This is a genomic window from Micromonospora sp. NBRC 101691 (genome assembly GCF_030269285.1).
GTDB classification, from domain to species: Bacteria; Actinomycetota; Actinomycetes; order Mycobacteriales; family Micromonosporaceae; genus Micromonospora; species Micromonospora echinospora.
In genome coordinates this window covers 47,671-73,469 of record NZ_BSTB01000007.1, presented here as the reverse complement: position 1 = coordinate 73,469, position 25,799 = coordinate 47,671, and the positions used below count along the sequence as shown (strand labels likewise).

General features: G+C 73.6%; 27 protein-coding genes. 11 read left to right on the top strand and 16 right to left on the bottom strand.

Features of this window, described 5'->3' with window-relative positions; translation table 11 throughout:
• Positions 1–41 precede the first annotated feature (41 nt).
• Positions 42–446: a superoxide dismutase, Ni gene (gene sodN / locus QSK20_RS13595; RefSeq protein WP_285788973.1), complete on the top strand. Its 405-nt coding sequence runs from the start codon at positions 42–44 to the stop codon at positions 444–446.
• Between the two features lie 148 nt (positions 447–594).
• Positions 595–999, top strand: coding sequence for an ATP-binding protein (locus QSK20_RS13590; protein ID WP_285788972.1), 405 nt, complete (start codon positions 595–597; stop codon positions 997–999).
• A 69-nt stretch (positions 1,000–1,068) separates the two neighbouring features.
• Here the strand turns inward: QSK20_RS13590 and QSK20_RS13585 are convergent, their stop codons facing one another.
• Positions 1,069–1,461 (bottom strand): hypothetical protein, encoded by a 393-nt coding sequence (locus tag QSK20_RS13585; protein WP_285788971.1) that lies wholly within the window; start codon positions 1,459–1,461, stop codon positions 1,069–1,071.
• A gap of 41 nt (positions 1,462–1,502) precedes the next feature.
• On the opposite strand from QSK20_RS13585, the gene QSK20_RS13580 reads away from it, so the two are divergent.
• The gene (locus tag QSK20_RS13580; RefSeq protein WP_285788970.1) at positions 1,503–2,450 is read left to right on the top strand and encodes a diacylglycerol/lipid kinase family protein; all 948 of its coding nucleotides are present in this window, start codon (positions 1,503–1,505) and stop codon (positions 2,448–2,450) included.
• Between the two features lie 423 nt (positions 2,451–2,873).
• Positions 2,874–3,131, top strand: a complete 258-nt coding sequence (locus tag QSK20_RS13575) for a WhiB family transcriptional regulator (RefSeq protein ID WP_285788969.1) — start codon at positions 2,874–2,876, stop codon at positions 3,129–3,131.
• Between the two features lie 130 nt (positions 3,132–3,261).
• Here QSK20_RS13575 and QSK20_RS13570 read toward each other — a convergent pair whose 3' ends face one another.
• From QSK20_RS13570 to QSK20_RS13555, 4 genes are all read right to left on the bottom strand, one after another.
• On the bottom strand, positions 3,262–4,029 hold the full coding sequence (locus QSK20_RS13570) for a sirohydrochlorin chelatase (protein ID WP_285789102.1): 768 nt from the start codon (positions 4,027–4,029) through the stop codon (positions 3,262–3,264).
• Between the two features lie 140 nt (positions 4,030–4,169).
• A complete protein-coding gene (locus tag QSK20_RS13565; RefSeq protein WP_285788968.1) occupies positions 4,170–4,934 on the bottom strand; it encodes a phosphoadenylyl-sulfate reductase in 765 nt (254 codons plus the stop codon).
• A complete protein-coding gene (locus tag QSK20_RS13560) occupies positions 4,931–5,131 on the bottom strand; it encodes a hypothetical protein (RefSeq protein WP_285789116.1) in 201 nt (66 codons plus the stop codon). The genes QSK20_RS13565 and QSK20_RS13560 overlap by 4 nt, the downstream gene beginning before the upstream one ends.
• A gap of 49 nt (positions 5,132–5,180) precedes the next feature.
• Complete coding sequence (locus tag QSK20_RS13555; RefSeq protein ID WP_285788967.1) at positions 5,181–6,893, bottom strand: nitrite/sulfite reductase; 1,713 nt, start codon at positions 6,891–6,893, stop codon at positions 5,181–5,183.
• 382 nt (positions 6,894–7,275) lie between these two features.
• On the opposite strand from QSK20_RS13555, the gene QSK20_RS13550 reads away from it, so the two are divergent.
• Positions 7,276–8,745 carry a glycosyltransferase family 39 protein gene (locus QSK20_RS13550; protein WP_285788966.1) on the top strand — a complete coding sequence of 490 codons (1,470 nt, stop codon included), beginning with the start codon at positions 7,276–7,278 and terminating at the stop codon, positions 8,743–8,745.
• Between the two features lie 83 nt (positions 8,746–8,828).
• Here the strand turns inward: QSK20_RS13550 and QSK20_RS13545 are convergent, their stop codons facing one another.
• Positions 8,829–10,361, bottom strand: coding sequence for a sensor histidine kinase (locus QSK20_RS13545; RefSeq protein ID WP_285788965.1), 1,533 nt, complete (start codon positions 10,359–10,361; stop codon positions 8,829–8,831).
• A 62-nt stretch (positions 10,362–10,423) separates the two neighbouring features.
• On the bottom strand, positions 10,424–11,455 hold the full coding sequence (locus tag QSK20_RS13540) for an SIS domain-containing protein (protein WP_285789101.1): 1,032 nt from the start codon (positions 11,453–11,455) through the stop codon (positions 10,424–10,426).
• Between the two features lie 187 nt (positions 11,456–11,642).
• Here QSK20_RS13540 and QSK20_RS13535 point away from each other — a divergent pair, with 187 nt between their 5' ends.
• A complete protein-coding gene (locus QSK20_RS13535; protein ID WP_285788964.1) occupies positions 11,643–13,463 on the top strand; it encodes a tetratricopeptide repeat protein in 1,821 nt (606 codons plus the stop codon).
• Here the strand turns inward: QSK20_RS13535 and QSK20_RS13530 are convergent.
• From QSK20_RS13530 to QSK20_RS13520, 3 genes are all read right to left on the bottom strand, one after another.
• The gene (locus QSK20_RS13530) at positions 13,438–15,138 is read right to left on the bottom strand and encodes an MDR family MFS transporter (protein WP_502888894.1); all 1,701 of its coding nucleotides are present in this window, start codon (positions 15,136–15,138) and stop codon (positions 13,438–13,440) included. The genes QSK20_RS13535 and QSK20_RS13530 overlap by 26 nt on opposite strands.
• Before the next feature lie 180 nt (positions 15,139–15,318).
• Complete coding sequence (locus tag QSK20_RS13525) at positions 15,319–15,627, bottom strand: hypothetical protein (protein ID WP_285788963.1); 309 nt, start codon at positions 15,625–15,627, stop codon at positions 15,319–15,321.
• A gap of 189 nt (positions 15,628–15,816) precedes the next feature.
• Entirely contained in the window at positions 15,817–16,032 is a 216-nt protein-coding gene (locus tag QSK20_RS13520) for a biotin/lipoyl-binding carrier protein (protein ID WP_088973021.1), read from the bottom strand.
• Positions 16,033–16,341: 309 nt separating this feature from the next.
• Here QSK20_RS13520 and QSK20_RS32250 point away from each other — a divergent pair, with 309 nt between their 5' ends.
• Entirely contained in the window at positions 16,342–16,416 is a 75-nt protein-coding gene (locus tag QSK20_RS32250; protein WP_377658485.1) for a 50S ribosomal protein bL37, read from the top strand.
• A 134-nt stretch (positions 16,417–16,550) separates the two neighbouring features.
• On the opposite strand, the gene rsrA is transcribed toward QSK20_RS32250, so the two are convergent.
• From rsrA to QSK20_RS13495, 5 genes are all read right to left on the bottom strand, one after another.
• Positions 16,551–16,838: a mycothiol system anti-sigma-R factor gene (gene rsrA, locus QSK20_RS13515; RefSeq protein ID WP_285788962.1), complete on the bottom strand. Its 288-nt coding sequence runs from the start codon at positions 16,836–16,838 to the stop codon at positions 16,551–16,553.
• Between the two features lies 1 nt (position 16,839).
• Entirely contained in the window at positions 16,840–17,646 is an 807-nt protein-coding gene (locus QSK20_RS13510; protein WP_285788961.1) for a sigma-70 family RNA polymerase sigma factor, read from the bottom strand.
• Positions 17,647–17,902: 256 nt separating this feature from the next.
• Positions 17,903–18,571 (bottom strand): alpha/beta hydrolase family protein, encoded by a 669-nt coding sequence (locus QSK20_RS13505; RefSeq protein WP_285788960.1) that lies wholly within the window; start codon positions 18,569–18,571, stop codon positions 17,903–17,905.
• Between the two features lie 34 nt (positions 18,572–18,605).
• A complete protein-coding gene (locus QSK20_RS13500) occupies positions 18,606–18,998 on the bottom strand; it encodes a WhiB family transcriptional regulator (RefSeq protein ID WP_088982249.1) in 393 nt (130 codons plus the stop codon).
• Between the two features lie 196 nt (positions 18,999–19,194).
• The gene (locus tag QSK20_RS13495; RefSeq protein WP_285788959.1) at positions 19,195–19,923 is read right to left on the bottom strand and encodes an SOS response-associated peptidase; all 729 of its coding nucleotides are present in this window, start codon (positions 19,921–19,923) and stop codon (positions 19,195–19,197) included.
• Positions 19,924–20,099: 176 nt separating this feature from the next.
• Here QSK20_RS13495 and aroA point away from each other — a divergent pair, with 176 nt between their 5' ends.
• Genes aroA through QSK20_RS13475 form a run of 4 tightly spaced genes read left to right on the top strand, consistent with a single transcriptional unit; the run spans position 20,100 to position 24,390 of the window.
• Positions 20,100–21,401, top strand: a complete 1,302-nt coding sequence (aroA, locus tag QSK20_RS13490) for a 3-phosphoshikimate 1-carboxyvinyltransferase (protein ID WP_285788958.1) — start codon at positions 20,100–20,102, stop codon at positions 21,399–21,401.
• Between the two features lie 55 nt (positions 21,402–21,456).
• Positions 21,457–22,491 carry a ribosome small subunit-dependent GTPase A gene (gene rsgA / locus QSK20_RS13485; RefSeq protein WP_285788957.1) on the top strand — a complete coding sequence of 345 codons (1,035 nt, stop codon included), beginning with the start codon at positions 21,457–21,459 and terminating at the stop codon, positions 22,489–22,491.
• A 25-nt stretch (positions 22,492–22,516) separates the two neighbouring features.
• A complete protein-coding gene (hisN, locus tag QSK20_RS13480) occupies positions 22,517–23,320 on the top strand; it encodes a histidinol-phosphatase (protein ID WP_285788956.1) in 804 nt (267 codons plus the stop codon).
• A gap of 59 nt (positions 23,321–23,379) precedes the next feature.
• Positions 23,380–24,390: a DMT family transporter gene (locus tag QSK20_RS13475; protein WP_285789100.1), complete on the top strand. Its 1,011-nt coding sequence runs from the start codon at positions 23,380–23,382 to the stop codon at positions 24,388–24,390.
• On the opposite strand, the gene QSK20_RS13470 is transcribed toward QSK20_RS13475, so the two are convergent.
• Positions 24,348–25,547: a glycosyltransferase gene (locus QSK20_RS13470; RefSeq protein ID WP_285788955.1), complete on the bottom strand. Its 1,200-nt coding sequence runs from the start codon at positions 25,545–25,547 to the stop codon at positions 24,348–24,350. The two genes, QSK20_RS13475 and QSK20_RS13470, sit on opposite strands and share 43 nt — an antisense overlap.
• Positions 25,548–25,799: the final 252 nt, after the last annotated feature.

The following is a 25,799-nucleotide window of genomic DNA, read 5'->3' as shown; positions in this document are numbered from 1 at the left end:
TGTCATCTCGGATCATCGCAAACGTCTCATGGAGGATCCCGATGCGTCTTCCCCGCATCTTCACGCCGCGCGTGACCGCAAGCGCCCACTGCGACCTGCCGTGTGGCGTCTACGACCCGGCGCAGGCCCGGATCGAGGCCGAGTCGGTCAAGGCGATCTGCGAGAAGTACCAGGCGAACACCGACCCGGAGTTCCGCACCCGCGCCCTGATCATCAAGGAGCAGCGCGCCGAGCTGGTCAAGCACCACCTGTGGGTGCTGTGGACGGACTACTTCAAGCCGGCCCACTTCGAGAAGTACCCGAACCTGCACGCGCTGTTCAACGAGGCCACCAAGCTGGCCGGCGCCAACGGCGCCAAGGGCACCATCGACCCGGCCAAGGCCGACGAGCTGCTCCAGAAGATCGACGAGATCTCCAAGATCTTCTGGGAGACCAAGCAGGCGTGACCCTCGGCGCAGCCGAACCGGCGGTCCGGCCGGTACGTCCCGCGGACGTACCGGCCGTCGTCGCTTCGCGGTGGCTCGCCGTCGGGTCCACCGCTGACGGAGCGCCCATCGGCCCGACCGGGTAGAGTCCGCGACCGGGGGGATGCGCGTGACTCAACTGACCGGGCGGACGACGGCCGACGAGGACGTCGTACACCTCACCGTGCCTGCGGACGGCGGCTACCTCAGCGTGCTGCGGACCGCGACCGCCGGCCTCGCCGCGCGTCTCCAGTTCGCCCTCGACGAGATCGAGGACCTGCGGATCGCGGTCGACGAGGCCTGCGCCATGCTGCTCGCGATCGCCACCCGCGATGCCGAGCTGGAGTGTTCCTTCGCGGTCACCGAGGACGCGCTGACCGTCGAGGTGACCGTGCCGACGGTCCAGGGCGCGAAGCTGCCGGCCGAGTCCTCCTTCGCCTGGAAGGTGCTCACCGCGCTGACCACGTCGGCCGCCGCGACCGCCACCGACGGGCGGGCCACCATCTCACTGCTCACCCGCCGCGCCACCCACTGACGCCGTCGGACGGCCGTCCGCAGCCGGACCGCTGCCGCCGTGGGGCCGCGCCCGGCGGGCCGGACGGCGTCAGTCCAGCAGACCGAGCGCCCGGGTGGTGGCCGGGGCGAGCAGGAGCGCGCAGACCCCCACGCCGAGCGCCATCAAGGGCGCCCCGAGCCAGCCCAGCCCGCCCTGGATCATGTACCAGCCGATCGGCAGGAGCATGAGCTGGAGCACGATCGCCGGGGCGCGGGCAGCGGCCCGGCGACGGGTCAGCGCGGTGCCGAGCGCCCAGAGCGCCAGCGCGCCACCGGCCGCGAAGACGGTGACGAGCACCGCCGAGGCGAGGTCGAACGCGTCGGCGGTGAGGTTCTTGTAGACCAGCCAGACGGCGACCAGCCCGAGGGCGACCGCCTCTGCCCACAGCAGGCGGACCGCCCAACTCAGCGTGGTGGGCACCGGGTCGGAGTCGATCGTCACGGCGACACGATACCCGCGCGGGATCGCGGTACAGTCCGGCCATGCGGGCCGTCCTGGTAGTCAACCCGAAGGCCACCACCACGAGCGAACGCAGCCGGGACGTGCTGGTCCGCGCGCTGCGCAGTGAGGTGGACCTCGCGGTGCGGTACACCCGTCGCCGGGGGCACGCCACCGACCTGGCCCGCGAGGCGGCCGAGGAGGGCGTCGACCTGGTCGTCACGCTCGGTGGTGACGGCACGGTCAACGAGGTGGTCAACGGGCTGATGACCGCCGACCCGCCGACTGTCACCGGTGGCACGTCGGCCGACCGCCTGCCCGCGCTCGCCACCGTGCCGGGCGGGTCGACGAACGTCTTCGCGCGGGCACTGGGTCTGCCCCGGGAATGGCCGGACGGCACCAGCATGATCCTGGAAGGGCTCCGATTGGGCCGTTCCCGGACGATCGGGCTCGGCCGCGCCGACGATCGCTACTTCACCTTCTGCGCCGGCTTCGGCCTCGACGCGGCGGTCGTGCACCGCGTGGAAATGGCGCGGAAGCGGGGTCGTGTTTCCACTCCGTCGCTATATCTTCGCGCTGCGGTGAATCAGTACTTTCTCGGCTCCGACCGACGCCATCCGATGATCCGCTTGGAGCGTCCGGGAGAGGAGTCGGAAGGCGAGTTGGCAACGGCCATCATCCAGAACACGGCGCCTTGGACGTACCTCGGCGAGCGGGAGATCAACCCGAACCCGGACGCCTCATTCGACCTTGGCCTTGACGTGATGGCGCTTCGTCAGCTAAGGGTGGCGAGTACGTCACGTACGGTGACCCAGATGTTCTCCCGCCAACCGGACCCCCGAGGGCGGCAGGTGCTCCGCCTCCATGACGTGGCCGAGTTCACCTTGGTCGCGACGCGTCCGCAGGCATTCCAGCTCGACGGGGACTACCTTGGGGAGCGGGAAAAAGTTAGATTCACATCCGTACCCGCCGCACTGAGAGTAATCTGCTGAGTCTGGGGTACAGCCCTCGGTTGGCGCGACGGCGACGCGCCAGGAGGGCGAGGTGCCGGATATGCCTGCAATGTCGCGCGGACTGTACTATATTGATCCTCGGCTACGGGGCGGTGCGGGCGAGCCGGTCCGGGAAACCGGACAAAAGGTCGTGAGCTTGCTCACCGCCCAGAAGTTTTTCGGAGCGTCACCCTTGACATTCCGGTAGTTCGTGAAAGTATTCACAAGCGGACTTGAGTTACCGGGACATTGCACGGATATGCTCGACGTGTCGAGCTGTTCCGCGGTGCCCCAGGGCTAACGGCCTGCTCACGCAATGCTGATTTGATGAACGCGAACCGTCACCATCGGCGTTGCGGATGCAAATAGGAAAACGGAAACAGCAAGAACTGCCACCCACCCAGAATGAGGAGTGTTGCCGCCATGGACTGGCGCCACCATGCTGCCTGCCGCGACGAGGACCCGGAGCTGTTCTTCCCGATCGGGACGTCCGGGCCGGCCCTGCTGCAGGTCGAGCAGGCCAAGGCCGTCTGCCGGCGTTGCACCGCGACCGACGAGTGCCTGAAGTGGGCACTGGAGTCCGGTCAGGACGCCGGCGTCTGGGGTGGAATGAGCGAGGAGGAGCGTCGCGCCGTCAAGCGCCGCGGCGGCCTCCGTGTGCTGCGCGCTCACTCCGCCTGACCACACACACCACCGGAACGCCCCGCCAGGCCCGACTGGCGGGGCGTCTTCCTTCCCACCCCCCGTGGACCCCGGCTCCGCTTCCCGCCGACCATGACGTCGGTCACCGGACGACCCGCCGACCTCGTGGTCACCCGGCCGGCAGGGCGGCGGGCGTGATCCGGGTGAGGACCAGTCGGACCAGGTCCGCGGTGTCGGTGAGCGGGGCCGAGACCGCCACCGCGCCGGCCTCCCGTGCCGCTGCCGTCACCGCGTCGTGGAACAGCCCCGGCGCCAGGAAGTACGCCGACACCGCCACCCGTCCGGCCCCCGCCGCCCGCAGCCGGGCCACCGCCGTACCGGTGGTCGGCGTGGCGGCCGAGGCGTACGCCACCCGGCAGGGCACCCCGTAGCTCGCGCCGAGCGCGGCGGCCACCCGTCCCACCGAGGCACGGGCCCGCGCGTCCCGGGTGCCCGCCGCCGCCAACACCAACGCGTCGAACCGGTCCGCCCCGGCCTCGGCCAGCCGCTGCCGCAGCCCGCCCAGAAGTGTGGCCTCCACCACCGCACCGACCGGCCCGAGGACGTCGGTCACCCGCACCGCCATCGGCGGTCCGGCGGCACCGGCCTCCGCCACCGCCGCCGGAACGTCCACCCGCCGGTGGTACGCGGCGGTCAACAGCAACGGCACCAGCACCGCCCGGGGGTGCCCGGCCGCGGCCAGTCCCCGCAGCACCTCGACCGGCGTGGGCTCGGTGTGGTCCAGCCAACTCGGCAGGACCACCGAGCCGGGCCGCGCGGCGGCGACCGCCTCGGCCAACGCCCGGGTCGCGACGGCGGCACGGGGATCCCGGCTGCCGTGGGCGACCAGGACGACCGGATCGACCCCGGTGGCGGCCGGTGGCCGACCGGCCCGCACGGGATCCCGGTCATCGGCCGCCGGGCCGGCGGAGAAAGCCCGCGCCGACGCCCCGGGACCCGGATCCACGGGCGGCCAGCCGGGCAGGGCAGCCGGTGCCGGGGCGCCGGCGAGGGCCGCCCGCCCCGGTCCGCCGGGGATCAGACGTGCAGTCCGCACTCGGTCTTCTCGAACATCGCCCAGCGACCGGCGCGCGGGTCCTCCCCCGCCTTCGTCCGCCGGGTGCAGGGCCAGCACCCGATCGAGCCGTAGCCCTGCCGGAACAGGTCGTTCACCGGCACCCGGTGCCGGGCGACGTAGGCGTCCACGTCCGCCTGGGTCCAGGCCGCGATGGGGTTGACCTTCACCTTGCCGCGCCGCTCGTCGAAGCCGACCACCGGGGTGTTCGCCCGGGTGGGCGACTCGTCCCGCCGCAGCCCGGCCGCCCAGGCGTCGTAGCCGCCCAGTGCCCGTTCCAGCGGCTCCACCTTGCGCAGCCGGCAGCACTCGTCCGGCGACTTGTTGAACAGGCGGGGGCCGTACTCACCGTCCTGCTGGCCCACGGTCAGCCGGGGACGGATCGAGCGGACGTTCACCGGCAACGTGCGGGCCACCTCGTCGCGGATCCGCAGCGTCTCCGGGAAGTGCAGGCCGGTGTCGAGGAAGACCACGTCGATCCCGGGCGCGACCCGGGAGAGCAGGTGGGCCAGGACGGCGTCCGCCATCGAACTGGTGACGCAGAGCCGGTCACCGAAGGTCTCCGCCGCCCAGCGGGCGATCTCCAGGGCCGGCGCGCCCTCCAGTTCCCGACCGGCCCGGGTGGCCAGTTCCCGCAGCTCCTCCGGGCTGCGCCGGCCCGCCTCGGCCGGAGCCGGGCGGCCGGGGCCGACCAGCCCGAGTTCGGCCGCCGACACCAGGCCGCTCATCGGGTCACCGTCCCGGGCACCGGCGCGGTCGCTCCCGCCGGGCCGGCGGCCGCCCGGGAGAGCAGCCCGGCGAACTTCACCGTGAAGACCCGCACGCAGGCGTGGCACTCCCACGCGCCGTGTCCGGCCTCGCTCGGCCGCAGGTCCTCCTCACCGCAGTACGGGCAGTACAGCGGCACCGACCGGGTCTCGCTCATCGGGTCACCTCGCCGCGACGGGACACACTGACGCCTCTGCCTGGTTCGCTCATCGGAGTTCCTCCTCGTCGACCCGGATCACCCAGTTCGCGAACGTCTCCCCCTCGGTCCGGCCGGCCAGGTAGCGCCGGGCCACCCGCTCCACGTACCCGGGCAGCTCCTCGGCGGTGGTCTTCAGGCCGCGCAGCTTCCGGCCGAAGCCCGCGGTCTGGCCCTGCGCCATGCCGAGCCCACCGCCCAGGTGCACCTGGAAGCCCTCGACCTGGCGGCCGTCCGGGCCGACCACGAGCTGCCCCTTGAGGCCGATGTCGGCGACCTGCGTCCGGGCACAGGCGTTCGGGCAGCCGTTGATGTGGATGGAGATGTCCGCGTCGAACCCGCGCAGCCGCTCCTCCAGCCGGGCCACCAGTTCCTCGCCCCGGGCCTTGGTCTCGACGATCGCGAGCTTGCAGTACTCGATGCCGGTGCAGGCCATCGTCCCGCGCCGCCACGCCGACGGCTCCGCCTCCAGGCCGATCCCGCGCAGCGCCGTCACCAGCGAGTCGGTCCGCTCCGGCGCCACGTCCAGCACCAGCAGCTTCTGGTACGGGGTGAGCCGCACCCGGTCGCTGCCGTGCTCCTCGACCACGTCGGCGAGTTGGGCGAGCTGGGTGCCGGAGACCCGCCCGACCACCGGGGCGGCCCCGACGTAGTTCCGCCCGTCGACCTGCTCCCGCACCCCGATGTGGTCCAGCGGCTTCGACGGCAGCTCCGGCGCCGGACCGTCCAGCAACGCCCGGCCGAGGTACTCCTTCTCCAGCACCTCCCGGAACTTCTCCACCCCCCAGTCGGCGACCAGGAACTTGAGCCGCGCCCGGTTGCGCAGCCGGCGGTAGCCGTAGTCACGGAAGATGCCGACCACGCCGGCCCACACGTCGGGCACCTCGGCCAGCGGCACCCAGACACCGAGGCGCTTGGCGAGCATCGGGTTGGTGGAGAGCCCGCCACCGACCCAGACGTCGAAACCGGGGCCGTGGTCGGGGTGCTCCACCCCGAGGAACGCGATGTCGTTCGCCTCGTACGGGGTGTCGACCAGCCAGGAGATCGAGGACTTGAACTTGCGGGGCAGGTTGGAGTACTGCTTGTCGCCGACGTACCGGCGGACGATCTCGTCGATCGCCGGAGTCGGGTCGAGCACCTCGTCCTTCGCCACCCCGGCGACCGGGCTGCCGAGCACGATCCGGGGGCAGTCCCCGCACGCCTCGGTGGTCTGGAGTCCGACCGACTCCAGCCGCCGCCAGATCTCCGGCATGTCCTCGACCCGGATCCAGTGGTACTGGATGTTCTGCCGGTCGGTGATGTCGGCGGTGTCCCGGGCGAACTCCCGCGAGATGTCCGCGACCACCCGCAACTGCGCCAGGCTGAGCTGCCCGCCGTCGACCCGCACCCGGAGCATGAAGAACTCGTCCTCCAGCTCGTGCGGCTCCAGCACGGCGGTCCGCCCACCGTCGATGCCGGCCTTGCGCTGGGTGTAGAGGCCCCACCAGCGGAACCGGCCACGCAGGTCCTGCGGGTCGATCGAGGCGAAGCCCCGGTGCGCGTAGATGTTCTCGATCCGGGCGCGGACGTTGAGCGGGTCGTCGTCCTTCTTGATCCGCTCGTTCGGGTTGAGCGGCTCCCGGTGCCCGAGCGCCCACTGCCCCTCACCCCGGGGTCGGCGGGGGGCCCGGGTGGCGGTCGCCACCGGGCGCTCGGGCCGGTCCGGGGTGCTGTTGACGGCCATCGCGGCGTCCTCCGTTGTCTGGTGATCGCGTCGGTACGCGCGCGGGACGCGCCGGCCAGCCCGGGATACCGGGCGGGAGACAACGGTGTCGGAGAGCCGGCGCGGGTGCGCGCCCGAGGGGGTGGGTCGGGCGGCGTCAGTGGGCCGGACAGATGGCGCTGCGAACGCGGCCGTAGTCGACGTGGCGGCGGGCCACGAAGCGGCGCTCGACAGCGGCGGTCATGTCGCCCATGCTGCCACACCTGCGAGAGCCCGGCCAAGGTCCCGGTGCGGCATCCCACATCACGGGCGACCTCGGAACACACACTCCGGACCGGGCCGGACAGATCGACCTGTCCCGATCACCCGGTCGTCGGCGACCGGCGCGTGCGACGCTTCGGGTGTGGTCGGCGGATCCGACGTACCGGGCGGCCGGCGGAAGCGGTCACGGCGCGCCGGTCGCCCGGTGTGGCTCTGGCCGTCGCTGTTGGCCCTCGTCGTCACCTCCACCGGGGTCGGGTACGCCCAACCGTGGCGGGACGAGTTGGCCACCTGGAGCGCGGCCACCCGCCCGCTGCCCGACCTGGCCCGGCTGGCGGCCACCGTCGACGCCACCGTCGCCCCGTACTACCTGCTCCTGCACGGCTGGGTGGCGGTCTTCGGGGACTCGGTGACGGCGCTGCGGGCCCCCTCCGTGCTGGCCGTCACCGGGGCGGCCGGGCTCACCGCCGTCCTCGGGGAGCGCCTGTTCGGAACCCGGGCCGGCCGGCTGGGCGGGCTGCTCTTCGCGGTCTTGCCGAGCACCTCCCGGTACGGGCAGGAGGCCCGGCCGTACGCGCTCGCCACCCTGCTGGCGGTGGCCGCGACCGTGCTGCTGGTCACGGCGCTGCGCCGGCCCGGACGGGGCCGGTGGGCGGCGTACGCCGCCGTGGTGACCGCCCTCGGCCTGACCCACCTGGTCGCGCTGACCCTGCTCGCCGCGCACGCCCTGGCGGTGCGGGGCGCGGTCCGCCGTTGGCTGCTCGCCCTGGTGCCGGCGGCGCTGGTGGCGGTCCCGCTGGCGCTGCTCGCCCGGCGGCAGCAGTCCCGCCAGTTGAGCTGGGTGGATCCGGCCCGCCTCGGCGACCTGGCCGGACTGCCCGGCTCGCTCACCGCCAGCGCCGTGGTGGGCGGCATGGTGGTCGGCCTGGCCGTGGTCGGCGCCGCCTCGTCGGGGTCCGGTGGCGGGCCGCTGGAGACGCCCGCCCGGGGATGGGGGTGGATCATGCTGGCGGCGGTGGCGGCACCCGCCGCGCTGCTCTTCGTCGCCGGGCTGGTGACCGCCGTCTGGGTGCCGCGCTACCTGGTCTTCACCACACCCTTCCTCTGCCTTCCGGCCGGGGCGCTGCTCGCCTCGGTACGCCCGGTCCCCGCCCTGGCGGTGGTCGGCCTCACCGCCGCCCTCGGCGCACCGGCCCAGCTCGACCTGCGCCGTACCCACGACTGGCCCCGCACTGCCCAGGTCGACTACCGCGCGGCGGCCCGGATCGTCGCCGCCGGTCAGCGACCCGGCGACGGAGTCGTCTACGGCTCCCGGGACGGTTTCCTCTTCCTCGACCTCGGTCTGGCGTTCCACCTCGGCGACGGGCGTCCCCGTGACGTGCTGGCAGCCCGCGACCCGCGTCGGGCCGGCGACCTGCGCGCGACGGAGTGCGAGCGACCGGCCCGCTGCCTGGCCGAGGTGGACCGGGTGTGGCTGGTGGTGGCCGGCGACCGGGCCGACCCGGTGGCCGCGCTGCCGACGGCGAACCGGGAGGCGCTGGACGGCTTCTCCCCCACCGGCCGTTGGACGGTGCCGGGCATCACCGTGGCCCTGCTCGCCCGAGCGGGCTGAGGTGGTTGCAGGGGACCCCTGCTCCGCAAAATGCGGTAGGAAGGGTCCCCTGCAACCACCTCAGCAGCCGACCGGCACACCGCTCAGCGGGGGCGGGGGCCGGCGAGCGGGACGACCAGCACCGCCTCCGTGCCGCCGTCGGCGCGGTTGCGCAGTTCGATGCTGCCCCGCAACTCCCCGGTGGCGAGGGCCCGGACGATCTGGAGGCCCAGGTTGCCGCCGCGCTCGGCGTCGAAGTCGGCGGGCAGCCCACGGCCGTTGTCGTCGACCGTGACGTGCAGTTGCTTGCGGAAACGGTGCGCGGAGACCACCACCTCCGCTCCGGAGGCCACCGCACCCGGCTCGGGGGCGGTGTCGCTGGGCGGGAAGCCGTGTTCCACGGCGTTGAGCAGCAGTTCGTTGAGGACCATCACCAGCGAGGTGGCGATCTCGGCGGGCAGCACGCCGAAGCTGCCCTCCCGACGCATCCGTACCGGGGTGTCGGTGGCGGCGACCTCGGCCGCCGCGCGGGCCACCCGGTCGACGATCCCGTCGAACTCGACCGCCTCGTCGCTGGACATGGAGAGGGTCTCGTGGACCAGCGCGATCGAGGCGACCCGGCGTACCGACTCCTCCAACGCCGCGCGGGCGGCCGGAATGCCGACCCGGCGGGCCTGGAGCCGCAGCAGGGCCGCCACGGTCTGGAGGTTGTTCTTCACCCGGTGGTGGATCTCCCGGATGGTGGCGTCCTTGGTGATCAGCGCCCGGTCCCGACGGCGGACCTCGGTGATGTCGCGGACCAGCACCAGCGCGCCGATCGGCACCCCGGCCGGCATCAGCGGCAGCGCCCGGGTGAGCATGGTCGCCCCCCGGGCGTCGATCTCCCGCCGGGGCGGTGCCTCGCCGCGCAGCGCGGCGAGGATGCCGTTGGCCGCGTCGGTCCCCTCCAGCGGATCGGTGGCGAGCCGGCGGTGCAGCGCCGCCAGGTCCTCGCCGACCAGGTGCGAGGCGAACCCGAGCCGCCGGTACGCCGACTGCGCGTTCGGGCTGGCGTAGGTGACCTTGCCGCTGGCGTCCAGCCGGACCAGCCCGTCGCCGACCCGGGGGGCGCTGGTCGTCTCGCCCGGGTGCCGGGGCGGCGGGAAGGTGCCGTCGGCGAGCATCTGGGCCAGGTCGTCGGCGGTGGTGAGGTAGTTCAGTTCGAGCTGGCTGGGCGTGCGGGCGGTGGAGAGGTTGGTGTCCCGCCCCACCACGGCGATCACCTCGCCGGCCTCGCCGTCGGCGGTGCGCAGCCGGACCGGGACGGCCTCGTGCCGGGCGGGGACGTCGCCGTACCAGACCGGGTCGCCCTCCCGCCAGATCCGCCCCTGGTTGTAGGCGATGGTCAGGTGCGCCACCTCCGGCCCGCCGACGATCCGTCCCACCTGGTCGTCCAGGTACGCGGTCGGGGCGGTCGTCGGGCGGACCTGGGCGACGCAGAGGAAGCTCTCGTCGCCGTCGACCGGCACCCAGAGGAGCAGGTCGGCGAAGGACAGGTCGGACAGGAGCTGCCAGTCACCGGCGATCCGGTGCAGGTGGTCGACGTCGGCCGGACGGAGCTGGGTGTGCTCCTCGGCGAGTTCGCGCAGCGTGGACACCCGGACAGCGTGCCACGCCGCGCTACGCGTCGCCCGGCCGGTCGGCTTCGGCGCCGGCACGGTCACATCGTCGAGGTGACCTTCTTCAGTCCACGTGGCGCGTCCGGGTTCTCGCCCCGGGCGAGCGCCAGGCTGAGCGCGAGCCGCTGCAACGGCAGGATGTCGAGCAGCGGCGCGTACCGCTCGTCGACGTCGGGGACGGCGATCCGGGTGGCACCCTCGACGTCGGCGGAGCCGACCACGACCACGTCGGCCCGGCGCTCGCCGAGCCGGGGCAGCACCTCGCGCATCGAACGGCCACCGGGGCCGGATCCGACCACGGCCAGCACCGGCACGTCCGGGTCGGTCATCGCGAGCGGGCCGTGCAGCAGGTCCGCCCCGGAGAAGGCGAGCGCCGGCAGGTAGGAGGTCTCCATCAGCTTCAGCGCCGCCTCCCGGGCGGTCGGGTAGGCGTACCCACGGCCGGTGGTGACCAGGCGCGCGGCGAACCGGTAGCGGGCGGCGAGCTGGGTCGGGGTGGGGTCGGCGAGCGTGCGGGCGGCGAGGTCGGGCAGGGTGTCGAGCGCCGCGCGCTCGTCGGCCGGCAGGGTGCCGTCGCCGTTGCGGATCCCCTCGACCAGCAGCAGCAGGGCCAGCAGTTCGGCGGTGTACGTCTTGGTGGCGGCGACCGCCCGCTCGTGCCCGGCGGCGATGTCGACGCTCAGCTCGGCGGCCTCGGCCAACGGTGACCCGGGGGCGTTGGTGACGGCGAGGGTGAGCGCTCCGGCGGAGCGGGCCACGCGGAGCACCTCGACCAGGTCGGGCGAGCCGCCGCTCTGGCTGACCCCGATCACGAGGGCGTCGGAGAGGTCCGGCCGGGCACCGAAGAGGGTCATCGTGCTCGGCGAGGCGAGCCCGGCGGGGATGCCGAGGCGGATCTCGGTGAGGTACGCGCCGTAGAGCGCGGCGTGGTCGGAGGTGCCGCGCGCGGTGAAGACCACGTGCCGGGGCCGCCGCCGGGCGATCACCTCGGCCACCCGGGCGATCGGCCCGGCGTGTTCGGCGGAGAGCAGCCGCGCGAAGCCGGCCGGCTGCTCCTCGATGTCGGCGGTCATGCCAGCCCCCGGAACCGTCACCGGTAACCTCCCTCTCCTGCGCGTTACCGCGCGCTTCATGCTCAGTCTTGCATCTTTCTCCTTGATCGAGCAACGCAACGAGCATGAATGCGCAGGGGGGTCCCGGGGAAGCCGGTCATCCCCTACGCTGACCGCACCCGAGAAGCACGCCGAGTGAAAGGGCACCGTGTCCGAGGGAGAGGACGACCCCCGCCTTTCCGCCGAGGGTGAACTGGCCCTGGCCCGACTCGCACTCGACCAGGGCGACCTGCGGCACGCCGCCGGCCACGTCGCGGGCGCGATCGCGTACGCCCCGACCATGCCCGAGGTGCACGAGACGCTGGCCCGGATCGCCGCCGTCAGCGGCGGCGGCATCGACCTCTTCCCCCTCGAACAGCACGTCTTCGTCGGGGCGGTGGTGGCCCGCGCCCACCTGCTGGCCGCCGCCGGCCGGGCCGGCGAGGGGCTGGAACTGCTCGCCGCCGCGACCGGCCACACCCCGCAGGCCGACTGGGCCGGCGTGCCCTGGGTCACCGCGCCGGAGCTGGCCGAACGACTCGACCCGGAACGGGGCGCGCGGATCCTCATGCAGGTCTGCGCGGCCGTCCCCGACCCGGTGCCGAAGGCCGCCCGGGCGCCGCTGCGGCCGTACCTCACCCTGGCCCGACACGCGGTCACCGTGCACACCGAGCACGGTCTGCTGCTGGGGGCGGCGTCCGCGCTGGCCCGGCGGGTCGGCGAGGTCGAGCTGGCGATCCGCTGGGCCGCCCGGGGGGTCCACGTCCAGCCGTCCAAGCTGGGCGAGGTCTGGCTCGGGTACGCGTACCGCAGCGCCGGCCGCACCCGGGAGGCGCTCGCCGCGCTCGGTCGCGCCGTGGAACACGACCCCGACGACCTCGCGGTCTATGCCGACATCGCCGGCACCCTCGCCGACAACGGTCGCCTCGACGAGGCACTGGCCTGGATCGACCGGGCGCTGGCCCGGGACCCCACGTTCGACTGCGCGGTGCACACCGCCCACCGGCTACGGCACCAGCGGGACGGGCGGGTCGGCCACCTGGTGGCGCTCGCCGACTTCACCCGGGACCACCCCGACGACTCCCACGAGCACGGCGACCTCGCCGAGTGCTGCCGGGGGCGGCCCTGGCTCGGCCAGCTCACCCCGGCCGGCGGGCCGGCGGTGGAGGCGTTGCGCCGGCTCACCGCCACCGACCAGCCCACCGGTGGACCGCCCCTGAGGTTGCCCGCCCCACCGCCGCCGAGCGCGCTGCGGATCCTGGCCACGAGCCGGCCCGGCCTACGCGTGGCGGCGACCGAGGTGGCCGGACCGGACCCGCGCGCACCCCGGCGGGCCGGGGTCCGGCCGCTGTGGCGGTACACCGACGACGGTGTCGTACCACTGGTGCCGACGCCGTCGGCCGCGGCGGTGGACCGGATCCGGCAGCTCGCCCACCCCGCCTGGCCCCACCCCCCGGCGGCGTACGACGCGGCGGTCGGGCTGGCCACCCTGGACGGCGTAGACCTGCTCGCCCTGCTGGCGCACCCGCCGGCCGCCCCGGCCACCGCGCTCGGCGTGGTGCTCGGTCAGGATCCGTCGCTCTGGGTGCGCTGCGTGCAGGTCTGGGCCTGCCTGGGGCTGCTGCACCACCGCACCGACGAGCCGTGGGCCGACTCGACCCGCCGCCGGATGCTGCTCGACCTGGTCTGGGGCGTGGAGGACTGGACCACCGAGGCCGCTCTCTTCGCGCTGGTCACCGCCGCCTGGGTCGACCCGGCGGTACGCCCGGACGTGGCCGGGGTGATGGCCGCGCGACTCGCCGACGCGGTGGCGGTGGGCGCGGAGCGTCCGGTGCCGATCCTCGTCTCGCTGGCCCATCTGGCCCTCGCCACGCCCGACCTGGACGAGGCGAGCACCGTGCTGGCCTGTCAGGTGATCGGCGACCCGCCGGCCGGGAGCCGGCTGCGCCGGCTCTGGCACCGGCTCACGCGCCGTCTCCGCCGGCACTGACCGCCCCGGCCCGGGTGCCGGCGCCGTCACGTGACCCACCCCCGGCGCTCCCGGAGGGCGTGGTCCCCGCGTCGTCGGACGGCGTCGCCACCGCGTCGTCGGAGGGCGTCGGCCCGGTGTCGTCGGAGGGCGTCGCCCCGTCGCCGGGAGTGACCTCGGGGCCGGCGCGGAGGGGGATCTCCCGGATGAACCAGGCGACCACCGGGACCGCCACGGCGAAGACCACCGCCCAGGCGAAGACGTGGGCGATGGAGTCGGCCAGGCCACCGAGAACGGTCGTCCGCAGTTGCTCGGGGAGCGCGTTCAACGCGGCCGGATCCACCCCCTGCTCGCTGGTGCCACCGCTGACCGCCGGTCCGGCCGGGGAGTCGGCGAGGCGGTTGGCGAAGACCGCGCCGAAGAGGGAGATGCCGAACGAGCCGCCGATGGAGCGGAAGAAGGTGGCCGCACCGCTGGCCGCGCCGAGATCACGCTGCTCGACGCTGTTCTGTGCGATCAGCATCGTGGTCTGCATCAGGAAGCCCATGCCGGCCCCGAACACGACCATGTAGAACCCGGCCTCCACCCGGCTGGTGCCGGCGTCCAGCAGGGTGAACAGGGCCACGCCCACGCTCATCACCACGCCGCCGACGATCGGGAAGACCCGGTACCGGCCGGTGCGCGTGATGGCCCGACCGACGACCAGCGACACCACCAGCATGCCGAACATCAGGGGCAGCAGGAGCAGTCCGCTCTCGGTGGCCGAGGCCCCCTGCACGGTCTGCTGGTACAGCGGCAGGAAGTTCATCGACCCGAACATCGCGAAGCCCAGCAGGAACCCCACCACCGACACCAGGGCGAAGTTCCGGTTCGCGAACAGCCCCAGCGGCAGGATCGGCTCGGTCACCCGCCGCTCGACCAGGACGAAACCACCGAGAGCGAGCAGCGCGACGGCACCCAGGCCGAGGATCTGCGGGGAGAGCCAGGCGTACTCGTTGCCGCCCCACGTGGTGATCAGCACCAGCCCGGTGATGCCGGCCGAGAGCAGCGCCGCGCCCAGCCAGTCGATCCGGTGCTCGGTACGGTACCGGGGCAGACGCAGGGTGACGATGAGCAGCACCAGGGCCACCCCGCCGAGCGGGAGGTTGACGTAGAAGGCCCACCGCCAGGAGAGGTGGTCGGTGATGAACCCGCCGACCAGCGGACCGGCGACCATGGCGATCGCCATGATGCCGGCGAAGAGACCCTGGTAGCGGCCCCGCTCACGGGGCGGGACCAGGTCACCGATGATCGCCATGACGCCGACCATCAGTCCGCCGGCCCCCAGACCCTGCACCGCGCGGAAGGCGATGAGCTGGACCATCCCGCTGTCCGCGCCGCCCAGCATCGCCGAACCGGCCATACCGCAGAGGGCCGAGCCGAACAGGAAGATGCCGACCGAGCTGAGGAAGACGGACTTGCGGCCGTACAGGTCGCCCAGCTTGCCCCAGATGGGCGTGGACACGGTGGTGCCGAGGACGTACGCGGTCACCACCCAGGTGAAGTGGTCGAGCCCACCGAACTCGCCGACGATGCGCGGCAGCGCGGTACTGATGATCATGTTGTCGAGCATCGCCAGCATCATCGCGATCATCAGGGCGACGAGGACGAGCCGGATGTTCGGACGCCCGGCGACGGACTGCTTGGCCTGGCTCATGGGCTCCCCCGGGTACGTGACCGACGTGCCGACCCGGGTGGTCAGCTTACGCCGGGAAGGCCGGGGGAACTGCCGGTTGCGCCCGCGTACCGGGTGAGACCGGGCACAGCCGCACGTACGACGGCGCGCCCGTCGGAGGGACCGACGGACGCGCCGCGTGGGGACCGGAGAACCGATCCGTCAGAACTTGTAGCAGTAGAGCTGCACGTTCGCGTTGTAGAAGTACTGCCCGGACTGCGTGACGTTGCTGTAGGTCACCCGGCAGTCGAGGAACGAGTTGAAGCCGGCCAGCTCCGCCTTCCACTCGGCGTCGTCCTGGGCCCACATCAGGGCCAACGAGGCGGTGGAGCTCGACCCGTACCCGGTGTACCAGCCGCTCGCCTGCGCGCCCTCGGTGGCGGCGGACGCCGGGGCGGCACCTGCCAGCAGCGACGCCGTGAACGCGCCGGCGACGGCGGTGGCGGCGAGGGCCCTGCGGAACATGCGCATGACAGCTCCGTTCTCTGTTCGGTGGATGCGTCGAGCCTGACATTCCCATCGACGGGAGTCAACGTCTCGTCGCGAATAAGTCATTCCGATGACGAAGTTGCGTCAGGGGAATTCCACCGAACTGCCGGGGCGGGTCGCCCCGGCACGGGACGGACCGGTCCGCCGTCCCGCCCACGACCGGGAGAATGCTCAGTCGATCACCGCGATCAGGTCGCCGTCCTGGACGACGTCACCCTCGTTCACCGCGAGCTGCTTGACCACACCGTCGCTCTCGGCCACCACCGGGATCTCCATCTTCATCGACTCCAGGATCACCAGCGTGTCCCCCTCGGACACGGTGTCCCCGGCCGACGCGACGACCTTCCAGACATTGGCCACCATCTCGGCGCGGATCTCCTCGGCCATCGGACGGCCCTCCCTCTCCACGGGTTGCTTGCGAACGGTATCCAATCACGTGCCGGCCTCCCGCGCGGCACGCGCGGCCGTCGATCCGCCGCACGGTTCGCGCGGGCGGCGGCAGCCGGCGTGACGGCGAACGCGCCGGCCGGCTGCGGGCCGCAGGAGTCGACCCGTTCCGCCGGATCCCGCCCCAGCCGGTGGGACGGGGGCCAGCGGCACTAGCATCAGCGGGTCGGCCCGCAGGCGTTCGAGACCGGCGCGACCGGCTCCCCGGTCGTACCGCGGCCGACCAGGACTCGTCACGAGGAGGTCACCATGGCGAAGAAGGCCCGTAAGAAGAAGGCCCGTAAGAAGAGCTCCGCCAACCACGGCAAGCGCCCCAACGCCTGATCGACGGGACCGGTCGAGCGCCGGTCGCGTGTCGGGACGCAAACACCGGTGGCCCGGGTCGGATTCCGACCCGGGCCACCGGTGTTTTGTCGTCGGACGGCGCGCGTCTGCCGGCGGCAGAGCACGGCCCGTGGTCAGTCGGCCAGCTCGCGGGACTCGGACGCCTCGAAGACGACCAGTTCGCTGATCCGGATCCGCAGCCGCTCACGCAGCTCGGCCGGGGCGGTCTCGTTGCCGCAGCAGCGGGCCACCAGCGCCTTGACCTCCTGCTCGATGCCGTACTCCCGCAGGCACGGGCTGCACTCGTCCAGGTGGTCGCGAATCAGCCGGCGGCGCTCCTCGGCGCACTCCAGATCCAGGTAGAGGTAGACCTCCGCGAGCACCTCGCGGCAGTCCGTCTCGTGCGGCTCCCCACAGCTCACGTCACACCTCCCGGCCGGCGGCGGTGGTCGAACCACCGGAGGAACGGGCCGCGGAGAAACCGCGCTCCGCCGCGTAGCGCTCCAGCAGCTTCCGCAGATTACGTCGACCCCGGTGCAGTCGGGACATCACCGTACCGATGGGGGTGCCCATGATGTCGGCGACCTCCTTGTAGGAGAAGCCCTCGACGTCGGTGAGGTACACGGCCAGCCGGAACTCCTCGGGAAGCTGTTGCAGCGCCTCCTTGACGTCGGTGTCCGGGAGCCGGTCCAACGCCTCGGTCTCGGCGGAACGCAGACCGCTGGAGGTGTGCGACTCGGCCTCGGCGAGCTGCCAGTCGGTGATCTCCTCGGTCGGCGCCTGGATCGGCTGCCGCTGCCGCTTCCGGTAGGAGTTGATGTACGTGTTGGTCAGGATCCGGTAGAGCCAGGCCTTGAGATTCGTCCCCTGCTCGAACTGGTGGAAGGCGGCGTACGCCTTCAGGAACGTCTCCTGGAGCAGGTCCTCCGCGTCGGCCGGGTTGCGGGTCATCCGCAACGCCGCCGCGTAGAGCTGGTCGACGAAGGGCAGCGCGTCGCGCTCGAAGCGCGCCCGGCGCTCGTCCGTCTTCTCGGTGGTCAACCGCACATCCCCTCGCGTCGGATGCCTTCCCGCCGAGAATACGCGCACGGACCTGTCCGCAGATTCACTTTCCGCCGGTGTGCTCGTGCTCACCCCGCCCGCCGGTGCCGTCGCGGACCACGCCGGCCCGTCCAGCAGCCGGCGCAGCCGACGCTCGTCCCGTTCCCGGCTCCGTGTACCGGTCGACACCGGTCACCCCTCTCGGTCGTCCAGCAACCCGTCCAGGGGGTGCAACACCGCCCCACCGGCGACGCATTCCGCCCCCGTTCCCGGCCCCAGCGGCACCGGGGGGTGAACGCTGGGACCAGGAAGGGCCTGGGAGGGCGGTGCCCGCCACGGGAGCCGGCACCAATCGATGCAACGAACCGTCCTCGGCAGGGGTCACGGGCCGCACGCGCGCGGAACCGGGAGAGCCCGGCGGAGACGGACCGGCGGGGCCGGCGGCTCACGGCCGGACGACGCGCCCCTCGTCTCCCCGGTCCGCTCCGGGAGGACCCGGTCGCCCGTGGGCCCAGCCCCGGGCGCGCAGCCAGTCGACCACCACCTCGGCAGCGCCCGTCGGGTCGCTACGCAGGTCGTGCCGCTCTCCCGGGCGGACCACCACCCGCACCGACGGTCCCGCCTCCGGCACCCCGAACGGGTCCCGGTCCCCGTTGACCACCAGCGTGGGCAGACCGGTGTCGAGTTCCGCCGCCCGTGAGCGCTCCGGCCGGCCCGGCGGGTGCAGCGGGAACGCCAGGGCGACCACGCCCGACGCACCGACCGCGAGGGCCGTCCGACAGGCCACCCGCGCGCCGCTGGAGCGTCCGCCGACCAGGAGCGCCGGCGCGGGGTGGAGCCGACGCAGCTCGGCCAGGACGGCCCGCCACGCCTCGTCGAGGTGACCGGCCGGCGCCGGGGCACGTCGACCCGCGACGCGGTAGGGCTGGGTCACCCGGACGACGAGCAGCCCCGCCGCCACCGCCGCGTCCCGGAGCGCGACCAGGTCGGGCGCGTCCACCCCGCCGCCGGCACCGTGCCCCAGCACGAGCAGGCTCGTCGCCGGCCCGGCCGGCGGGTCGCTGTCCAGCCACGCCGGACCACGGGGCGTCTCGACATGTACGCGATGTCGCACCGGCCCATTCTGCTCCCGACGACCGGCGCGGGTGTCAGGAGAGCGGCACCAGGGCGAGCAGGCGATCACGGACCGGCGGACCGGCCTCGTCGGCCGCGTCCGGGTCCGGTTCGACCTCGCTGCGCCAGGCGACCAGCATGGCCCGCCGTTCCCGGGGTGTGGTGCCACCCCAGACCCCGTGGTAATCCCCGGCCTCCAGCGCCCAGGCCAGGCAGGACCCCTGAACCTCACAGGTGCGGCAGAGCGCGACCGCCGCGTCGGCTGGTTCGTTCGGCGCCGGAAAGAACGTCTCCGGGTCCACGCTGCGGCAGGTTCCCTTGGTTCGCCACGCGTCGTCCTGCCGTCGTTCGCGCAGGGCCCGCAACAGTCGCGGATCGCGGCGCGCGGCGGCCACTTCGTGCGGGCGGGGCATTCGCGCCCGAGTCATCAACCCACCTCCCCCGTGGGACCGGCTAGATCGGCGATGGTCGATCGCACCGTACGATCGACACCCACTACCGGCGCTGTGTTCTATCGCACTTGGACACACGGGGACAAGGGTCTGCCGGAAAATGGGCGGATATTCGCACGACGATTCGTCCGCAACTCTGGCAAATCAGCACCCGACAATGCGCTGACGCCGTTCAGAACAGCGTCATTTCGTCGGCCGTCTCCTCCACCGGCGGACGGCGACGCGGCACCGGCACACCGGGCACCCGGGCGGTCAGTTCCGGCCCCTCGTTGCGGACGTTGCCCACCGCCGGCCCGACCGGACGGATCTCCAGCCCGGCCAGCCAGTCCTCGTCCGCGCCGAGCAGGGCGGTCGGGTCGGCGGTGGGCGCGAGCCACCGGCCCCAGCGATCCGGCGGGAGGAGCACCGGCATCCGGTCGTGCACGTCGGCCAGCACACCCAGGGCGGCGGTGGTGAGCACGCTACAGGTGAGACGGGGGCCGTCCGGCCCCCGCCACACCGACCAGATTCCGGCCAGGGCGAGCACGTCGCCGTCGGTCCGGGTCAGGTAGTACGGCTGCTTGCCGCCCTCGGTGCGGGTCCACTCGTACCAGCCGTCGGCGGGCACCAGGCAACGACGGCGGGCGAACGGGGCGGCGTACGCCCGACTGGTCGCCACCGTCTCCGCGCGAGCGTTGATCATGCGCGCCCCGGCCGCCGGGGACGTCGCCCACGGCGGCAGCAGCCCCCAGCGGGCCAGGGACAGCGCCCGCGCCCCCTCGTCGTCGACCCGCACCACCGGCACGGGCTTCGTCGGCGCGACGTTCCAGTCCGGCCGCAGCCCGCCGTCGGTGTCGTCGTACGCCTCGAAGAGCTGGCTCAGCGTCCCGGAACCACGGGTGGTCGCGTACCTGCCGCACATGCGGACACGCTAACCCGCCCGACCGACCTCCGGCCGTCCCACCGGCGGCGGACGACCGCTCCGGCCGACGGCGGACGAGCCCCTTCCTCCCGACCGGCGGACGACCGTGTCCCGCCCACCGGGAGGCGAGGTGCCGGCTTCGTCCACCGGGGCCGGGAACCCGGCAGAATGTCACCGTGGGGAATCTGACCGCGATCCGTCCGTTGCAGCCGTGGGCCGCGCCGACCGCCAGCGACCCGGTCGCGGCGACGCTCCGGCTGCCCGGCTCCAAGTCGCTGACCGCGCGGGCCCTGGTGCTCGGCGCCCTGGCCAGCGGGCCGTCCACCCTGCTGGGGGCGCTCCGGGCCCGGGACACCGAACTCATGGCCGGCGGGCTGCGGGCGATGGGCGCGCACATGTCGATCGCCGACGACGACCGGTGGCTGGTCCGGCCGCACCCGCTGGTCGGCCCGGCGCACGTCGACGTCGGTCTGGCCGGCACGGTGATGCGGTTCGTCCCGCCCGTCGCCGGGCTGACCGACGGCCGGGTCACCTTCGACGGCGACCCGGCGGCCCGGACCCGTCCGCTCGGCCCGCTGGTCGAGGCGCTGCGCTCGCTCGGCGTCCGGATCGACGTCACCGGTCCGGGAAGCCTGCCGCTGACCGTGCTCGGCACCGGCCGGGTGACCGGCGGCGAGGTGGTCATCGACGCCTCCGCCTCCAGCCAGCTCGTCTCCGGGCTGCTGCTGGCCGCCCCGCGCTTCGACCGGGGCGTGGTGGTCCGGCACGTGGGCCCGCCGGTCCCGTCCGCGCCGCACCTGCGGATGACCGTGCAGATGCTGCGGGCCGCCGGGGCGGCCGTGGACGACGGGACGCCGGACGTCTGGACGGTCGAGCCCGGACCGCTCAGCGGACGGGTCTGGGAGATCGAGCCGGACCTCTCCGGCGCGGTTCCGTTCTTCGCCGCCGCGCTGGTCACCGGCGGCGAGGTGACCCTGCGGGGCTGGCCGCGCAGCAGCGCCCAGCCGGTCGAACGGCTCCGCTCGCTGCTGCACGAGATGGGCGGGGAGGTGACCCTCTCCACCGCCGGGCTGACCGTGCGGGGCACCGGCACGGTGCACGGCATCACCGCCGACCTCTCCGACGTCAGCGAGCTGACCCCGGTGCTGACCGCGCTCGCCATGCTCGCCGACTCCCCGTCGACGTTCACCGGGGTCGGGCACATCCGGGGCCACGAGACCGACCGGATCGCCGCGCTGGCCCGCGAGTTCGCCGGGCTCGGCGCGGACGTCACCGAGTCCTCCGACGGGCTGGAGATCCGGCCCCGGCCGCTGCGCGGCGGGGTGTTCCGCACGTACCACGACCACCGGATGGCGCACGCCGCCGCGGTGACCGGGCTGGCCGTGCCGGGCGTCGAACTCGACGACGTGTCGTGCACCTCCAAGACCATGCCCGAGTTCCCGGCACTATGGTCGAGGATGGTGACCGGCGGGAACTGACGGACAGGGGGCGGTCCTGGCGACCAGAAAACGGCGTGAGTACGACGAGGAGGACGTGCGGGTCCGGCCCGGCCGGTCCTCCCGTCCGCGTACCCGGACCCGCCCCCGGCACGCCGACGCGGTCGACGGGTTCGTGGTCGCCGTCGACCGGGGCCGCTACACCTGCGTCCTGCCCGACGACGGCCCGGACGCCCCCGTCGTCACCGCGATGCGCGCCCGTGAGCTGGGCCGCCGGTCGGTGGTGGTCGGTGACCGGGTCGGCCTGGTCGGCGACACCTCCGGGGCGGACGGCGCGCTGGCCCGGATCGTCCGGATCGACGAGCGCCGCTCGGTGCTGCGCCGCACCGCCGACGACGACGAGACCACCCCCGAGGGACGGCTGGAACGCGTCGTGGTGGCCAACGCCGACCAGTTGGTGATCGTCAACTCGCTGTCGGACCCACCTCCGCGCACCGGTTTCATCGACCGCTGCCTGGTGGCCGCGTACGACGCGGACATCGAACCGCTGCTCTGCCTGACCAAGGCCGACCTGGCCGGCCCGGAGGCCGTCCTCGGCTACTACACCGAGCTGGACCTGCCGCACGTGCTCGTCCGGCCGGACTCCGACCTGACCGAGCTGCGCGCGCTGCTCGCCGGACGGATCTCCGTAATGGTCGGACACTCCGGCGTGGGCAAGTCGACACTGGTCAACCGGCTGGTGCCGGCGGCCGACCGGGCGGTGGGCACGGTCAGCGCGATCGGCCGGGGCCGGCACACCTCGACCAGCGCGGTGGCGCTGCGACTGCCCCCGGTGCCCGGCACCGACACCGACCCGGGCTGGATCGTGGACACCCCCGGGGTGCGCAGCTTCGGGCTGGCGCACGTCTCGGCGGAGAGCCTGCTGCACGGCTTCCCCGACCTGGTGGAGGCGACCGCCGACTGCCCGGCCAACTGCGAGCACACCGCCGACCAGGAGAACTGCGCGCTGGACGCCTGGGTGGCCGCCGGGAAGGCGGATCCGCGCCGGCTGGCGTCGTACCGCCGCTTGCTCGCCTCGCGGGCCGGGGAGACCGACGTGCGGACGGAGACCGACCCGCACGGCATGGCCTGACGGCGACGTCGCTACCGTCACCCCCATGACCGGGTACGCCGACGACCTCGCCCTCGCCCACCTGCTCGCCGACGCCGCCGACGCCGTCTCCACGGCCCGGTTCCGCGCTCTCGACCTCCGGGTGGAGGCCAAGCCCGACCTGACGCCGGTCTCCGATGCGGACACCGCCGTGGAACGGGAGATCCGGGCCCTGCTCGCCACCCACCGGCCGACCGACGGTCTGCTCGGCGAGGAGTACGGCGAACAGCCGGCGACCGACGCGGCCGGACGGCGGTGGGTGGTCGACCCGATCGACGGCACCAAGAACTTCGTCCGGGGAGTGCCGATCTGGGCCACCCTGATCGCGTTGCTGGAGGGCGACCGGCCGGTGCTCGGGCTGGTCTCCGCACCGGCACTGGGCCGGCGCTGGTGGGCGGCGACCGGCGCGGGGGCGTACGCCGGCCCGGACGCGGCGCACGGCGAACCGATCCGGGTCTCCCGGGTGGCCCGCCTGGCTGACGCGAGCTTCTGTTACGCCTCACTGGACGGCTGGGAGGCGACCGGACGGCTGGAGCCGATGCTCCAGCTCATGCGGGACACCTGGCGCAGCCGGGCGTACGGCGACTTCTACGGCTACATGCTGCTGGCCGAGGGCGCCCTGGACGTGATGGTCGAGCCGGAACTGTCCCTGTGGGACATCGCCGCGCTGGTGCCGATCGTCACCGAGGCGGGCGGCGCGCTCACCGACCTGGCCGGCGCCCCCGCGCCCGGCGACGGCAGCTCGGTGGCGACCAACGGCACCCTGCACCCCGACGTCCTCGACCGGCTGGGTCGGCCTGCCGAGCGCTGAACCGGGGCACCATCTATCCTCGCCGGGTGTCTACCTCCGGTTGGTGTTTCCTCGCGGCGATGATCGTCGCGTACGGCATCGCCAACCTCCTCCAGTCCGTCGCCGCCGCGCGGACGACCGTGCACCACACCTTCCACCCGGGCCTGCTGCTGCGGCTGGCCTGCCACCCCACCTACCTGGTCGGACTCACCTGCCAGGTGGCCGGGTTCGTGCTGGCCTTCCTGGCCCGCCGGGACCTGCCGCTCTTCCTGGTCCAGGCCAGCGTGGCGGCCGGACTGGGGGTCACCGCGGTGCTGGGCGTGCTGGTGTTGAAGTGGCGGCTGCCGAGGGCCGAGGTGGCGCTGCTCGTCCTGCTCTTCGGCGGGATCACCGCGCTGGTGCTGGCCGCCCGTCCCGCGCCGTCCGGCCAGCTCGGCACGGCCGGGCTGGTCGGCCTGGCGGTCACCCTGGCCGCCGTCGCGCTGCTCGGCTTCTTCGCGGTACGCCTGCACGGCGCGCCCGGCTCGGTGGCGCTCGGCTCGCTGGCCGGGCTGGCCTTCTCCGCCGCCGCGGTGGCCGCCCGGCCCCTGGCGTCGGTGCACTCGATGGAGGCGTTCCTCCGTGACCCGCTGCTCTACCTGCTGATCGCGCACTCGGTGGTCGGGCAGCTCCTGCTCGGCCTGGCCATGCAGCGTGGGTCGACCACGGCGGCGGTGGCCGCGATGGACGCCGCCGGGGCGGTGCCCGCCGCGATCGTCGGGCTGTTGCTGCTCAACGACAAGATCTGGCCCGGTCGGGAGTGGCTGGCCGCGGTCGGCTTCCTGGGCACGCTGGTCGCGGTGATCGGCCTGACCCGGTACGCGGAACCGCAGCACCACCGACCGGCCGTCGAACGCCGTGCCCGCCCGACGCTCCCGGTCACCCGGATGCCGGGCGCTGCGGGCGCTGGCGCGCCCGCTGAGGTGGTAGCAGGGGCCCCCTCCTCATCACCAGGCGGTAACAGGGGACCCCTGCTACCAACCCGGCACGGCGCGCATGCGCACGCCTCTCACGCCTCCACCGGTCTGCGCCGGCCGACCACCCGTTCGTAGAGGCGTTCCAGGGCGCCTGCGGTCCGTTCCCAGGTGTAGCTGCACCGCACCCGGTCCACCGCCGCGTGCCCGTACGCGAACCGGCCGGCGTGGTCGGCGAGGATCCGGCGCAGGGTCACCCCCAGGACGCGCACGTCGCCGGGCGGCACCAGGCGGCCGGTGACCTCGTCCACCACCGCGTCGGCGATGCCGCCCATGGCGTAGCCGACCACCGGCACACCGCAGGCCATCGCCTCCAGCGAGACCCGCCCGGCGGAGGCGTAGTGCGGGGTGCAGACGACCACGTCGGCGGACCGGTACCAGGTGGCCATCTGGTCGTGCGGCACCGCACCGACCAGGCGTACCTGCTCGGCGACGCCGGCCCGTTCGGCCAGTTCGCGCAGCCGGCGGGCCTCGGTGTGCCGGTCGAGCTGCTCGGCCGGGGGTCCCCCGGCGATCACCAGTTCCGCGTCGCCGACCAGGCGCATCGCCCGGACCATGTCGTCGTGGCCGCTGGACGGGGTCAGGCCGCCGACGGTGAGGATCCGGGGCCGTTGCTCCCGGGGCGCGGCCTCCCCGTCGGGGTGGAACTGCTCGGTGTCCACGCCGGTCGGCACCAGCGCCACCGAGGCGCGTTGCAGGCCCATCCGGGTCAGCTCGTCGACCTCGTCGTTGCACTGGGCGACAGCCATGTCCACCGCACGGGTCAGGGCCCGTTCCAACGGGATCCGCTCCCCCGGCCCGGAGTACTCCTGGCCGAGATGGCGCAGTTGCTCGATACCGAGGGAGTGGAAGGTCTGCACCACCGGCACGTCGGACTCCCGGGCCGCGTGCGCGGCGGCCAGCCCGCCGACCCAGTAGTGGCCGTGCACCACGTCCGGACGCCAGTCGCCGGCCCACCGGTCGGCCAGCCACTGGCCGAACTCGGCCACGTACGGCACCAGCCGGGCGGTGGGGGTGGGCGCGGGCGGCCCGACCGGGACCAGCTCCAGCCGGTAGCCGTCGCGGTCCAGGTCCGGGGGCAGGTCGGGGTCGTCGCGTCGTTCGTAGACCCGGACGTCGTGGCCACGGCCGGCGAGCTCGGCGGCGATCCGGGCGATGTGCTGGTGTGTGCCGACGACAGGACCGTCGGCACGCCGGGCCGGCCCGGCGTGCGCGCAGACTAGGCCGACGCGCATGGTCACCTCCATGCGATCACGAGCTACGGTCCTCCGGTCAGAGGGTCCCATTAACCTGGGGCCAAGGAGCCGAAACCTGGCAGATCAGGATCGGTCGGACCGGGGCGGCGGCGCACCGGGGTGCCGTCGCCCGTGGCTGCACACACGAAGATCGCCCCGTCGCCGGGTACGAAGATCGCCCGTGGCCGCGCGCACGAGGGCGGACAGCATCGAGGGCGGACAGCATCCGGTCGGCGAACGCCGTCCACCTCG

Coding starts and splice junctions, on each gene's coding strand:
- QSK20_RS13575 (WP_285788969.1), top strand. CDS start 2,874: ATGGACTGGCGCCACCATGCTGCCTGCCGCGACGAGGACCCGGAGCTG.
- QSK20_RS13560 (WP_285789116.1), bottom strand. CDS start 5,131: ATGAGCGAGACCCGGTCGGTGCCGCTGTACTGCCCGTACTGCGGTGAG.
- QSK20_RS13530 (WP_502888894.1), bottom strand. CDS start 15,138: ATGAGCCAGGCCAAGCAGTCCGTCGCCGGGCGTCCGAACATCCGGCTC.
- QSK20_RS13500 (WP_088982249.1), bottom strand. CDS start 18,998: ATGACTCGGGCGCGAATGCCCCGCCCGCACGAAGTGGCCGCCGCGCGC.
- QSK20_RS13475 (WP_285789100.1), top strand. CDS start 23,380: ATGATCGTCGCGTACGGCATCGCCAACCTCCTCCAGTCCGTCGCCGCC.
- QSK20_RS13520 (WP_088973021.1), bottom strand. CDS start 16,032: ATGGCCGAGGAGATCCGCGCCGAGATGGTGGCCAATGTCTGGAAGGTC.
- QSK20_RS13495 (WP_285788959.1), bottom strand. CDS start 19,923: ATGTGCGGCAGGTACGCGACCACCCGTGGTTCCGGGACGCTGAGCCAG.
- QSK20_RS13470 (WP_285788955.1), bottom strand. CDS start 25,547: ATGCGCGTCGGCCTAGTCTGCGCGCACGCCGGGCCGGCCCGGCGTGCC.
- hisN (WP_285788956.1), top strand. CDS start 22,517: ATGACCGGGTACGCCGACGACCTCGCCCTCGCCCACCTGCTCGCCGAC.
- sodN (WP_285788973.1), top strand. CDS start 42: ATGCGTCTTCCCCGCATCTTCACGCCGCGCGTGACCGCAAGCGCCCAC.
- QSK20_RS13580 (WP_285788970.1), top strand. CDS start 1,503: ATGCGGGCCGTCCTGGTAGTCAACCCGAAGGCCACCACCACGAGCGAA.
- QSK20_RS13565 (WP_285788968.1), bottom strand. CDS start 4,934: ATGAGCGGCCTGGTGTCGGCGGCCGAACTCGGGCTGGTCGGCCCCGGC.
- QSK20_RS13525 (WP_285788963.1), bottom strand. CDS start 15,627: ATGCGCATGTTCCGCAGGGCCCTCGCCGCCACCGCCGTCGCCGGCGCG.
- QSK20_RS13540 (WP_285789101.1), bottom strand. CDS start 11,455: ATGACCGCCGACATCGAGGAGCAGCCGGCCGGCTTCGCGCGGCTGCTC.
- QSK20_RS13555 (WP_285788967.1), bottom strand. CDS start 6,893: ATGGCCGTCAACAGCACCCCGGACCGGCCCGAGCGCCCGGTGGCGACC.